This window comes from Limimaricola sp. AA108-03, assembly GCF_050847355.1.
GTDB lineage: Bacteria > Pseudomonadota > Alphaproteobacteria > Rhodobacterales > Rhodobacteraceae > Limimaricola.
The window spans coordinates 2,631,309-2,642,945 of sequence record NZ_CP193755.1 but is presented as its reverse complement, the minus strand read 5'-3'; the positions used below and the strand labels follow the sequence as shown (position 1 = coordinate 2,642,945).

Annotated in this window: 10 protein-coding genes and 2 tRNA genes; 5 read left to right on the top strand and 7 right to left on the bottom strand. The window is 69.3% G+C overall.

The annotated features are described in order from the left end of the window. The first annotated feature begins 6 nt into the window (after positions 1 to 6). The 5 genes from ACRAQ3_RS12930 to ACRAQ3_RS12910 all read left to right on the top strand — a co-directional run bounded on the left by ACRAQ3_RS12930 (position 7) and on the right by ACRAQ3_RS12910 (position 4,779). Positions 7 to 1,143, top strand: coding sequence for a TRAP transporter substrate-binding protein (locus tag ACRAQ3_RS12930; protein WP_269395806.1), 1,137 nt, complete (start codon positions 7 to 9; stop codon positions 1,141 to 1,143). Between the two features lie 62 nt (positions 1,144 to 1,205). After that, entirely contained in the window at positions 1,206 to 1,793 is a 588-nt protein-coding gene (locus ACRAQ3_RS12925; RefSeq protein WP_269395807.1) for a TRAP transporter small permease subunit, read from the top strand. A gap of 40 nt (positions 1,794 to 1,833) precedes the next feature. Then, positions 1,834 to 3,255, top strand: coding sequence for a TRAP transporter large permease (locus ACRAQ3_RS12920; RefSeq protein WP_269395808.1), 1,422 nt, complete (start codon positions 1,834 to 1,836; stop codon positions 3,253 to 3,255). A 16-nt stretch (positions 3,256 to 3,271) separates the two neighbouring features. Then, entirely contained in the window at positions 3,272 to 4,627 is a 1,356-nt protein-coding gene (locus tag ACRAQ3_RS12915; RefSeq protein ID WP_432254903.1) for an amidase, read from the top strand. Then, the gene (locus ACRAQ3_RS12910; protein WP_269395810.1) at positions 4,621 to 4,779 is read left to right on the top strand and encodes a hypothetical protein; all 159 of its coding nucleotides are present in this window, start codon (positions 4,621 to 4,623) and stop codon (positions 4,777 to 4,779) included. Before ACRAQ3_RS12915 ends, ACRAQ3_RS12910 begins: the two co-directional genes overlap by 7 nt. Positions 4,780 to 4,860: 81 nt before the next feature. Here ACRAQ3_RS12910 and gndA read toward each other — a convergent pair whose 3' ends face one another. From gndA to ACRAQ3_RS12875, 7 genes are all read right to left on the bottom strand, one after another. Further along, on the bottom strand, positions 4,861 to 6,279 hold the full coding sequence (gndA, locus tag ACRAQ3_RS12905; RefSeq protein WP_432254902.1) for an NADP-dependent phosphogluconate dehydrogenase: 1,419 nt from the start codon (positions 6,277 to 6,279) through the stop codon (positions 4,861 to 4,863). A 134-nt stretch (positions 6,280 to 6,413) separates the two neighbouring features. Beyond that, positions 6,414 to 6,488 (bottom strand) — tRNA-Glu (locus ACRAQ3_RS12900). Between the two features lie 51 nt (positions 6,489 to 6,539). After that, positions 6,540 to 6,614: transfer RNA gene (locus tag ACRAQ3_RS12895), tRNA-Glu, on the bottom strand. Positions 6,615 to 6,713: 99 nt separating this feature from the next. Beyond that, positions 6,714 to 8,459 carry a single-stranded-DNA-specific exonuclease RecJ gene (recJ, locus tag ACRAQ3_RS12890; RefSeq protein WP_432254901.1) on the bottom strand — a complete coding sequence of 582 codons (1,746 nt, stop codon included), beginning with the start codon at positions 8,457 to 8,459 and terminating at the stop codon, positions 6,714 to 6,716. A 198-nt stretch (positions 8,460 to 8,657) separates the two neighbouring features. Beyond that, on the bottom strand, positions 8,658 to 9,641 hold the full coding sequence (gene glpX, locus ACRAQ3_RS12885; protein WP_432254900.1) for a class II fructose-bisphosphatase: 984 nt from the start codon (positions 9,639 to 9,641) through the stop codon (positions 8,658 to 8,660). Positions 9,642 to 9,817: 176 nt separating this feature from the next. Next, positions 9,818 to 11,104, bottom strand: a complete 1,287-nt coding sequence (locus ACRAQ3_RS12880; RefSeq protein WP_085896070.1) for a homoserine dehydrogenase — start codon at positions 11,102 to 11,104, stop codon at positions 9,818 to 9,820. A gap of 51 nt (positions 11,105 to 11,155) precedes the next feature. Continuing rightward, positions 11,156 to 11,539, bottom strand: a complete 384-nt coding sequence (locus ACRAQ3_RS12875; protein ID WP_432254899.1) for a hypothetical protein — start codon at positions 11,537 to 11,539, stop codon at positions 11,156 to 11,158. Between the last annotated feature and the right edge of the window lie 98 nt (positions 11,540 to 11,637).

Sequence of the window (11,637 nt, the reverse complement as noted above, 5' to 3'; positions counted from 1 at the left end):
GAGTTCATGACAGTTACCCCGAAGAAGACCGCGCAGGTGTCGCGGCGTTCGTTCCTGCGCAAGGGCGCGCTCGGCGCGGGCGTCACCGCGGCCGGCGGTCTCGCCGCACCGGCCGTGCTCGCCCAGAGCCCGATCGTCGTGAAGCTGCAGACCTCCTGGCCGGCCTCGGACATCTGGCAGGAAATGGCGCAGGCCTATGCCGACCGCGTCGAGGCGATGTCCGGCGGCAGGCTCAAGGTCGACGTGCTGCCCGCAGGCGCCGTGGTCGCGGCGTTCCAAGTGATGGACGCGGTGAGCGACGGTCTGATCGACATGGCCCACTCGGTGCCGGTCTACTGGTACGGCAAGAACAAGGCCGCCTCGCTGTTCGGCACCGGCCCCGTCTTCGGCGGTTCGGCCGATACCATGCTGGGCTGGTTCTACGCCGGCGGCGGCAAGGAGTTCTACGCCGAGCTGATGGATACGATGGGCCTCGACGTCGAGGGCATGCTCGGCTTCCCGATGCCGGCGCAGCCCTTCGGCTGGTTCAAGAACGAGGTCGCCAGCGTCGACGACATCAAGGGCCTGAAGTACCGCACCGTGGGCCTCGCGGCCGACCTGATGCAGTCGATGGGCATGTCGGTTGCGCAGCTGCCGGGCGGCGAGATCGTGCCCGCCATGGAGCGCGGCGTGATCGACGCCTTCGAGTTCAACAACCCGACCTCCGACAGCCGCTTCGGCGCGCAGGACGTGGCCAAGAACTACTATCTCTCGTCCTACCACCAGGCCTCCGAGAGCTTCGAGTTCCTGTTCTCCAAGAGCTTCATGGAAGGGCTCGACCCCGACCTGCAGGCGATCATGCGCCACGCGGTCGAAGCCGCCTCGACCGCGAACTCGGCGACCGCGCTGGACCAGTACTCGCGCGACCTGCAAAAGCTCTCCGAGAGCGGCGTCACCGTGCACCGCACGCCGCAGGCGATCCTCTCGGCCCAGCTCGACGCCTGGGACGCGCTGATCCCCGAGCTCGAGCAGGACGAGTTCATGAAGCGCGTGCTCGACAGCCAGCGCGAATGGGTCGAACGCGTGACCTACTACACGCTGATGAACTCGCCGGACTACACGCTCGCCTACGAGCACTACTACCCCGGCAAGCTGGCGCTCTGAGCCAAGCCTGACCGCCCGGCGGCGCGACCGCGTCGCCGGGCCCGCAACCATACGGGACGCGAATGCTCGGATACATCAAATTCGCCGACGCCCTCTCCGCCGCCTTCGGCAAGGTCTTCGGCTGGCTCATCGTGCTGATGACCTTCGGGGTCAGCTACGAGGTCTTCGTGCGCTACGTGCTGGGTGCGCCCACGCCCTGGGCGCTCGACCTCTCCTTCATCATGTACGGCACGTTGTTCATGATCGGCGGCGCCTACACGCTGTCGCGCGGTGGTCATGTGCGCGGCGACTTCCTCTACCGGCTCTGGCCGGTCAGGGTGCAGGCCGCGGTCGATGGCCTGCTCTACATCATATTCTTCTTTCCCGGCGTCTTCGCGCTGATCTTCGCGGGCTGGAAATACGCCTCGCGCTCCTGGCAATACGGCGAGGTTTCGGTCAACAGCCCGGCAGGCGTGCCGATCTACCAGTTCAAGACGGTGATCGTCGCCGCCGGCATCCTGCTCGCGATCCAGGGGGTCGCACAGGTCTTCCGCTGCATCCTCGCGATGCGCGACGGCGTCTGGCTCGCCGCGGCGGAGGATGTCGAGGAGACCGAGCAGCTTCTGATGAAGCAGATGACCGCCCCCAGCGATCACCCGGACATGAAATGACGCGCGGCTTCCGCGTTAACCCGATACGGAGCGCACGCACGTGACCGAACCGCAAATCGCCCTGATGATGCTGGGCGTCTTCATCTGCCTCGTCTTCCTGGGCTTTCCCATCGCCTTCACGCTGATGGCGCTCGGCATCGGCTTCGGCTACTACGCCTATTTCGATGCCGGCCGCATGTGGCGCAACTTCGACCGGCTCGATCCCGAGATCGCCAGCTGGTGGGAAAGCACGTCGACCTGGATCGAGGGATTCCTGAACAACCGCGTCTTCGACCTGTTCATCAACCAGACCTACACGGTGATGTCGAACGAGGTGCTGACCGCGGTGCCCTTGTTCCTGTTCATGGGCTACATCGTCGAGCGCGCGAACATCGTCGACCGGCTGTTCACCACGCTCAACATCGCCTCCAAGAACGTGCCCGGCTCGATGGGCGTCGCGGCGCTGATCACCTGCGCGCTCTTCGCCACCGCCACCGGCATCGTCGGCGCCGTGGTGACGCTGATGGGCCTCTTGGCGCTGCCCGCTATGCTCAAGGCGCGCTACGAGCCCTCCTTCGCCGCGGGCATCATCTGCGCCGGCGGCACGCTGGGCATCCTGATCCCGCCCTCGATCATGCTGATCGTCTATGCGGCGGCCTCGGGCGTCTCGATCGTCCGGCTCTATGCGGGCGCGCTGCTGCCGGGTCTCGTGCTCGTCGGCCTCTACCTCACCTATGTGGTCGGCCGCTCGATCCTCCAGCCCTCGGTCGCGCCGCGCCCGACCAAGGACGAAGTGCCCGACGTGCCGCTGGGCAAGCTGCTGTGGATGCTCTTCACCTCCTTCTTTCCGCTGGCGGTGCTGATCCTGTCGGTGCTGGGTTCGATCCTGTTCGGCCTCGCCACCCCCACGGAGGCCGCCGCGATCGGCGCGCTGGGCGGCATGGTGCTGGCGGTGATCTACCGCGCCATGACCTTCCAGCGGCTGCGCGAGAGCGTCTATCTCACGGTGCGGACCACGGCGATGGTGTGCTGGCTCTTCGTCGGCTCTTACATCTTCTCCTCGGTCTTCTCCTATCTGGGCGGCGAGCATCTGATCTCGGAGTTCGTCTCAGGCCTCGACCTGACCCCGGTGCAGTTCCTGATCCTGGCGCAGCTGATCATCTTCCTTCTGGGATGGCCGCTGGAATGGTCGGAGATCATCATCATCTTCGTGCCGATCTTCCTGCCGCTTCTGGAGATCTTCGGGGTCGATCCGCTGTTCTTCGGCATCCTCGTGGCGCTGAACCTGCAGACCTCGTTCCTGACACCGCCGATGGCGATGTCGGCCTACTACCTCAAGGGCATCGCGCCCCCGGAGGTGCGGCTGACGCAGATCTTCAAGGGGATCATGCCGTTCCTCGCCATGGTCGTGGTCTCGATGGTGCTGGTCTACATCTTCCCGAACCTGGTCTTCGGACTGCCGGAGCTGTTCTATGGGCGCTGAGATGAAAGCGAAGCCGATGCCAAAGGGTCACGTCGCGATGCTCGACCTGTCGGCGCGCGAACTGCGCGACCGGATGGCGAGCGGGGCGATGAACGCCACGGATCTGGTGCAGGCCTGCCTCGACCGCATCGCGGCGCTGGAGCCGGAGGTCCAGGCCTGGGCCTGGCTCGACGGCGGCTACGCGATGCAACAGGCGCAGGCGCTCGACACGGCGCGCCGGGCGGGGCGGCCCACCGGCCCGCTGCACGGGCTGCCGGTGGCGCTCAAGGACGTGATCGACACCGCGAAGGTGCCGACGCAGAACGGCACCCCGCTCGACGAGGGCAGGGTGCCCCAGCGCGACGCGGCGCTGGTCGAACGGCTGCGCGCCGCCGGCGCCGTCATCCTCGGCAAGACGGTGACGGCGGAGTTGGCGTTCCTGCATCCGGGCAAGACCCGCAACCCGCACGACGCCGCCCGCACCCCGGGCGGCTCCTCCTCCGGCTCGGCCGCCGCGGTGGCCGCCGGCATGGTGCCGCTCGCGGTCGGCACGCAGACGGGGGGCTCGGTGATCCGGCCCGCCTCGTTCTGCGGCACGGTGGGTTTCAAGCCGAGCTTCGGCGCGATCCCCCGCACAGGCGTGCTGAGCCAGTCGCCATCGCTCGACACGATCGGCGTCTTCGCACGCAACGTCGAGGACGCGGCGCTTCTGGCCGAGGCGCTTTACGGTCATGACGCGGGCGACCGGGCCACCAGCCTCGCGCCGCCGCCCCGGCTGCATTCCACCGCCATGACGGAACCGCCGGTGCGCCCGACCCTGGCCTTCCTGCGACCGCCGGGCTGGGACCGGGCCGATGCCGACACGATCGCGGGATTCGGCGAACTGGTCGAGGCGCTGGGCGAGCAATGCTTCGAGACCGCGCTGCCGGGCGCGTTCGAGGAGGCCGCGACGATCCGCGAGCGGATCAACCTCGCCGAAATGGCCAAATCCTATTACGGCTATGAAAAGCGCGGCCGGGAACGGCTCTCGGAGGAAATGCGGGAGGCGCTGGACCGGGGCAAGTCGATCCCCGCGCGCGACTACATCGCCGCGCTCGACTGGTCCGACGTGCTCTATGCCGGGCTCGAGGAGATCTTCGAGCGCTGCGACGCGATCCTGTGCCCCGCGGCCCTCGGCCCAGCGCCCGAGGGACATGCCAGCACCGGCGATTCCATCTTCAACGGGCTTTGGACGCTGTGCGGCACCCCCGCCGTCACGGTGCCGATCCTGCAATCAGAAACCGGCCTGCCGATGGGCGCACAGCTCGTCGGGCGGCGCGGCGACGACGCGCGGCTGCTGCGTACCGCGCGCTGGCTCGAAGGGCTGCTGGCCGAGGAGACCGACCCATGCTGAACCGCATCATGACCATCGTGGCGCTGGTCTTCTTTCTCGGGTTCCTGTGGATCCTGATCTCGCACATTCCGCGCCTCGATCTCGGCGGCGTGCTCGTCGTGACGGTGGCGCTGGTGCTATGGGACGTCTACACGAGCTCCCGCGAAAGCTGAGACCGGCCTAGGTGCTTGGAACGAACAAGGCCCCCGCGCGCTGCGCGGGGGCCTCTTTTGCATTACAGGACCGGCAAGGGCTCAGACGCCGTGGCCGTGCCAGGGCCCGTGCTCGTCCTCGATGCCGTCGATGCGCTCGAAGCCATGCTCGCCGAAATAGTCGCGCTGCGCCTGGATCATGTTGGCGGTGCCGCGCGCGGTGCGCATCGTGTCGAAATAGCTCAGGCCGGAGGACAGCGCCGGCATCGGGTGGCCATAGCGCGCACCCAGCGCCACCAGCTCGCGCAGCGCCACGTGGCCCTCGCGCAGGTAGCGCGCGAAGACCGGCGCCAGCATCAGGTTGCGATCCTCGTCCTCGGCCAGCGCCGCGGCCATGTCGTCGAGCATCGCCGAGCGGATGATGCAGCCCTCGCGCCAGACCTTGGCGATCTCGGGCAGGGGCAGGGCCCAGCCGAACTGCTCGGAGGCGGCGGCGATCATGTCGAAGCCCTGCGCGTAGCAAAGCACCTTGCCGGCGATCAGCGCCCGCTCGAGCATCTCGTCGGAGACCGTGCCCTCGGGGATCTGCATCGGCGCGGCGCCGAACAGCTCCTCGCCCTCGCGGCGCGCGGCGACGCGGCTCGACAGGTTGCGCGCCACCACGGCGGCCTCGATCGCCGGGATCGGCGCGGCGAGATGCTGCGCCTCGATCGCGGTCCAGCGGCCCGTGCCCTTCTGGCCGGCCTTGTCGAGGATCAGGTCGATCATCGGTTCGCCGGTATGCTTGTCGGCGGCCTTGGTGACGATCGAGGAAATCTCGATCAGGTAGGATTGCAGCGCGCCCTCGTTGAAGCGGGCGAAGGCGTCGCCGATGGCATCCGCCTTCATGCCGAGACCGTCGCGCATCACGCCATAGACCTCGGCGATCATCTGCATGTCGGCGTATTCGATGCCGTTATGCACGGCCTTCACGAAGTGGCCCGCGCCTTCGCGGCCCATCCATGCGGCGCAGGGCTCGCCCTTGAACTTGGCCGAGATCGCCTCGAGGATCGGCGAAACGCGGTCCCACAGTTCCTTTTCGCCGCCGCCCATGATCGCGGGCCCGTGCCGCGCCCCGGCCTCGCCACCCGAAACGCCGATGCCGAGGAAGGACACGTCGTCGAGCTCGCGGACGCGGCGGTTGGTGTCGTGGAAGTTGGCGTTGCCCGCATCGATGATCATGTCGTCGGCATCGAGCAGCGGCCTGAGCGCCGCGATCTGCTCATCGACCGGCGCGCCGGCGGGCACCATCAGGATGATTGCGCGCGGCTTCTCGATCGCGGCGACGAGTTCCTCATAGCTCTCGGTCGGGATCACCCGCTCCGCGAGGTCGCCCGCCTCGGCGTGAAAGGCGCGGGTGACGTCGCTGCGACGGTTCCACACCGCGATGGGAAAGCCCTTCTCGGCGATGTTGAGCGCCAGCGCGCTGCCCATGGTGCCAAGGCCGATCAGGCCGATCTTCGCTTTGTCCTGCTGTGCCATGAGCGGCGCCTCCCTAGTGGTATACCGGGGGGAGACTTAGCGGCGCAGGCGGTCGGGAACAACCGAACTTGCGGCACGCATTCGCGAATTGGCGCGAGGGCAGGAGGCAGAAATGTCGGGGAAACAAGGCGTCGTGGCAGCCCGTAGGGGAATCGAACCCCTCTTTCCAGGTTGAAAACCTGGCGTCCTAACCGATAGACGAACGGGCCACTCTGACGACGGAACCGGTTTCCCGAACGGGACCTTGATCCGTGAACCGATGGCAGCCCGTAGGGGAATCGAACCCCTCTTTCCAGGTTGAAAACCTGGCGTCCTAACCGATAGACGAACGGGCCGCTCGTCGGTGAGGCGGTGTTTAGGGAAACAGCCTCGGGGTCGCAAGGGGAAAATCGCGCTGGCGCGAAATTGCCGTGGGGGCAGATTCGTCCCGTTTCTCAGCCCGCAGGCGCGGCGTCGTCGAGCCTGAGCTGCACCGAGCGGCGGCCCTTCCAGATGTTGAGATCGAGCTTGCCCGCGAGGTGGAACCGGGCGCCGCCATGGCGCGCGAAGGCGGCGCCCATCGGCCCGTCCATCGCGCCGAAGGCGATGCCGTCGAGCCGCCCGCCGATGCCGTCGCCGAAGGAGATCTTCAGGTGGCCCTGACCGACCTCGCGCACGTGGTGCAGCATCACGTCCGGAAAGGCGAAGCGCGGCGCCGGGGCGGCGGCGCCGAACGGGCCCGCCGCCTCGATCCGTTCGACCAGTTCCAGCGAGGCCGCGCCGGGCATCAGCACCGAATCGAGCCGCAGGTCGCGTGGTCCCCCGGCACCGGCACCCTGCTTTTCCAGGAGTTCGGAGAGCCGCGCCATCGCCGCGTCGATCATCCCCTCCTCGACGGTGAGGCCGGCCGCCATCTTGTGGCCACCGCCACGGATCAGAAGCCCCTCGGCCGCGACGCGGTGGATCGCGGCACCCAGATCGATGCCCGGCACCGAGCGGGCCGAGCCCTTGCCGATGCCGTCCTCGATGCCGATCACCACCGCGGGGCGGTTCGTCGCCTCCTTCATCCGCGCCGCCGCGATGCCGACCACGCCCGGGTGCCATCCCGCCCCGGCGGCCCAGGCGAGGGGGCCGTCGACGCCGCGCGCCTCGGCCTGCTCCAGCGCGGCGTCGCGCACCCGTGCCTCGATCTCGCGGCGCTCGCGGTTGAGATGGTCGAGCTTCTCGGCCAGCGCCGCCGCCTCGTGCGGATCGTCGGTCGCCAGAAGCCGTGCGCCGAGATCGGACTTGCCGATGCGCCCGCCCGCGTTGACGCGCGGCCCGAGCAGGTAACCCAGATGATAGGCGGTGGGCGGCACGTCGAGACCCGCCACATCGGCCAGCGCCACCAGCCCGGCGCGTTGCCTGCGCGCCATGACCTGCAGCCCGGTGCGCACGAGAGCCCGGTTGACGCCGATCAAGGGTGCCACGTCGGCCACGGTGGCAAGCGCCACCAGATCGAGCATCGCCATCAGGTCCGGCCCGGGCTTGCCCGCCTCGCGCAGCCGCCGGTTCAGTTCGACCAGCAGCAGGAACACCACCGCGGCGGCGCAGAGATGCGCCAGATCGCCGCTCTCGTCCTGCCGGTTGGGGTTCACCACCGCGACAGCGTCGGGAAGCGTCTCTCCGCCCAAATGGTGGTCGAGCACGACCACGTCGGCGCCTTTGGCGGCGGCGATGGGTTCATGGGACAGCGTGCCGCAATCGACGCAGATGATCAGGTCGTGGTCGCGCGCCAGCTTCGCCATCGCCGGCGCGTTGGGGCCATAGCCCTCCTCGATCCGGTCGGGCACGTAGAGCGTCGCCTGCAGCCCCATCCGGCGCAGCCAGACCAGCAGCAGCGCCGCCGATGAGCCGCCATCCACGTCGTAATCGGCGAAGATCGCGATGCGCTCGCGGCGCTGCACCGCCTGCATCACCCGCTCCGCCGCCGCGCCCATGTCGCGCAGGCTCAGCGGGTCGGGCAGGAGATCGCGTAGCGTGGGGGCGAGAAAGCCCGCCATGGTCTCGGCCGAGACGCCGCGCCCCACCAGCGCATGGCACAGCGGCAACGGCAGATCGCAGCCTTGGGCCATGGCTTGGGCGAGGCGGTCGGCCTCGGCGGCGGGCCCCACCCAGCGGCGGCCGGTGAGCGAGGCGGAGACGTTGAGAAAATCTGGCATGGGGCCGGTGTCGCGCGAAAGCGGCGCCGATGGCAAGCCCGGACGCGACGCCGCGCGGTCACCACGCCGCGACCGTTCGGCGGCAATGCGGGAGCGTAGAGGGGGGCGCGCGACCGCCGCTGCGCCCCCCTCGTTCATCTTTCCCGAAATATGCCGGGGGAGCCCCGAGGGGGCAGCGCCCCCGTCCGCGGGCGGGCCTCAGCGGCCGGGTTGGCTGCGCTCGATCGGGTTGCGGTAATACATGCGCCGCACCGAGCCGGTCTTGGAGCGCATCAGGATCGTCTCGGCGGTGAGGTAGCCGCCATCGCGGCGGATGCCCGGCACGAGGTTGCCGTCGGTGACCCCGGTGGCGGCGAAGATCACGTCGCCGGTGACCAGCTCGTCGCGGGAATAAATCCGGTCGAGATCCTCGATTCCGGCCTTGCGGGCGCGGCCCACCTCGTCCTCGTTGCGGAACAGCAGCCGGCCGAAGATCTGCCCGCCCATGCATTTCAGCGCCGCCGCGGCAAGAACGCCCTCGGGCGCCCCGCCGGAGCCCATATACATGTCGATCCCGGTCTTGGCGGGCTCGGCGCAATGCATCACGCCCGCGACGTCGCCATCGGTGATCAGCCGGATCGCGGCGCCGGTCGCGCGCAGCTCGGCGATCATCTCCTCGTGGCGCGGCCGTTCCAGCACGCAGACGGTGATGTCGCCCGCATCGGTGCCCTTGGCCTTCGCCAGCGCCGCGACCCGCTCGGCCGGGCTCATGTCCAGCGTGACCACGCCCGGCGCAAAGCCCGGGCCGATGGCGAGCTTGTCCATGTAGACGTCGGGCGCGTGCAGCATCGAGCCGCGCGGGCCCATGGCGATCACGGTGAGCGCGTTGGGCATGTCCTTGGCGGTGAGCGTGGTGCCCTCGAGCGGGTCGAGCGCGATGTCCACGGCCGGGCCCTCGCCGGTACCGACCTCCTCGCCGATATAGAGCATCGGCGCCTCGTCGCGCTCGCCTTCGCCGATCACCACGCAGCCCGCGATGTCGAGCATGTTGAGCTGGGTCCGCATGGCGTTGACGGCGGCCTGATCGGCGGCCTTCTCGTCGCCGCGACCGATCAGCGGCGCGCAGGCGATGGCCGCGGCCTCCGACACCCGGGCGAGGCCGAGCGACAGCATGCGGTCGTGGAATTCGGGAGCTTGGGGCATCGGGGAGATCCTCGGGCAATCGTGAAGCGTTGCCTCGACCTAACCGGGCCGCCGATGCGGTGACAAGCGCGTGAGGATATGTTTGCGCAAACGGTTCGCGCAGAGGCGCCGCGCAACCGACCGCCGCCCCGGAAATCCACGGATTTGGACGTGTTCGAGGGGCGTGTCCCCTCGCCTCAGACCTGCTCGATGCGGATCGCGACGGGGGTGCCCTGCACCACGCCGGTGGCTTCGAAGCCCGACAGCGCCTCTTCGAGGGCCGAGCGCGTGGTCTTGTGGGTCACGATCAGCACCGGGGCAGAGACGTCCTCGTGGTCGTATTGGCGCATCCGGTCGATCGAGATGCCGGCCTCGCCCAGCACGCGCGCGACCTTGGCGAGCGCGCCCGGTTTGTCCAGCAGGCGCATGCGCAGATAGTAGGGCGCCGGCACGGCGGCCTGCGCGGCACGGGCGGCGCGCAGCCCCGAGGCGGGCTGGCCGAACACCGGCAGCCGCAGGCCACGGGCGAGATCCATCACGTCGCCCATCACCGCGCTCGCGGTCGGGCCCGCGCCGGCGCCGGGGCCGCGCAGCACCACCTGGCCGATCGCGTCGCCTTCGAGCACGACCATGTTGGTGCCGCCCTCGAGCTGGCCCAGCGGCGAGGAGGCGGGCACGAGGCAGGGCGACATGCGCTGCTCCAGACCGCGCCCGGTCATCTGCGCCACGCCCAAGAGCTTGATGCGAAAGCCCATGTCGGCGGCGTGATTGATGTCCTCGATGGTGATCGCGCCGATGCCTTCGAGCTCGACGCCCGAGAAGTCGACCTTGGTGCCGAAAGCGATCGCGGCGAGCAGCGCCAGCTTGTGGCCGGCATCGATGCCACCGACATCGAGCTGCGGGTCGGCCTCGAGATAGCCCAGGTCGGCGGCTTCCTGGAACACCTCGTCATAGGGCAGACCGGCGCTCTGCATCCGGGTCAGGATGTAGTTGCAGGTGCCGTTCATCACACCCATCACACGGGTCATCTCGTTGCCCGCAAGCGATTCGGTGAGCGCCTTGATCACCGGGATGCCACCGGCGACGGCGGCCTCGAAGCGGATCACCCGGCCTTGCGCCTCGGCGCGTTCGGCCAGGGCCTGGCCGTGATGGGCGAGCAGCGCCTTGTTGGCGGTGACCACGTCCTTTCCGTGATCGAGCGCGATCTCGACCACGCTCTTGGCGATGCCGTCATGCCCGCCCATCAGTTCCAGCACCACGTCGACATCGTCGCGCGCGGCCAGCTTGGCGGCATCCTCCTCCCAGGCATAGGCCGAGAGATCGACGCCCCGGTCACGGGTCCGGTCGCGCGCCGAGACGGCGGTGATCTCCACCGCGCGCCCGGCCCGGGCGGCAAGCAGCTCGGGATGGGTCTGGACGATGCGGACGACCCCCGCGCCGACGGTTCCGAGACCGGCGATTCCGAGGCGAAGGGGAGAGGTCATGGGAGGCTCCGGTCTGTCTGGCTGCGCCGGACTGTTAGCCCGTGAAGGGGATCACTGCAACGCGGCAGGGGGCGTCACGCCCGCATCGAGCCGGTCGCGGGTCGCGGGGTCGATCACCGGCGCGGCGCGCAACGCCTCGGCCCGCGCTGCCAGGGCCCGCAACCGGGCGTCCTGTGCCGGGCCCGTCGCAGGCGCGTTCGGCACCGGACGCGTCGCGAGGGCGGCGGCCCGCGCCGCCAGATCCTCGGCGCTCTGCGGCGTGACCCGCCGCGATTGCCGCGCCGCATCGGCCTGCGCCAGCAGCGGCACCACGTCGACCAAGGCGGGCGGGGGGCCCGTGCGCTCGGCCTCGGGCACGCGGGCGTCGATCTCGGGGAATTGGGTGCAGCCCACGACGATGAGGACGAGCGGCGCGAGGGGGGAAAGGCGGGGCATCTGGGTCCGGGGCTTGGGCGGTCGGAGCTTAGGCCGGGCCGCGGGTGGCGGCAAGCCGGGGCAGGGGGACTGCAGCGGTGGGGGTGACGGGGCCGCGG

Bases quoted from the DNA above. Each gene is read 5' to 3' on its own strand.
- ACRAQ3_RS12930 (WP_269395806.1), top strand. From the start codon at position 7: ATGACAGTTACCCCGAAGAAGACCGCGCAGGTGTCGCGGCGTTCGTTC.
- ACRAQ3_RS12925 (WP_269395807.1), top strand. From the start codon at position 1,206: ATGCTCGGATACATCAAATTCGCCGACGCCCTCTCCGCCGCCTTCGGC.
- ACRAQ3_RS12915 (WP_432254903.1), top strand. From the start codon at position 3,272: ATGCCAAAGGGTCACGTCGCGATGCTCGACCTGTCGGCGCGCGAACTG.
- ACRAQ3_RS12910 (WP_269395810.1), top strand. From the start codon at position 4,621: ATGCTGAACCGCATCATGACCATCGTGGCGCTGGTCTTCTTTCTCGGG.
- gndA (WP_432254902.1), bottom strand. From the start codon at position 6,279: ATGGCACAGCAGGACAAAGCGAAGATCGGCCTGATCGGCCTTGGCACC.
- recJ (WP_432254901.1), bottom strand. From the start codon at position 8,459: ATGCCAGATTTTCTCAACGTCTCCGCCTCGCTCACCGGCCGCCGCTGG.
- glpX (WP_432254900.1), bottom strand. From the start codon at position 9,641: ATGCCCCAAGCTCCCGAATTCCACGACCGCATGCTGTCGCTCGGCCTC.
- ACRAQ3_RS12880 (WP_085896070.1), bottom strand. From the start codon at position 11,104: ATGACCTCTCCCCTTCGCCTCGGAATCGCCGGTCTCGGAACCGTCGGC.
- ACRAQ3_RS12875 (WP_432254899.1), bottom strand. From the start codon at position 11,539: ATGCCCCGCCTTTCCCCCCTCGCGCCGCTCGTCCTCATCGTCGTGGGC.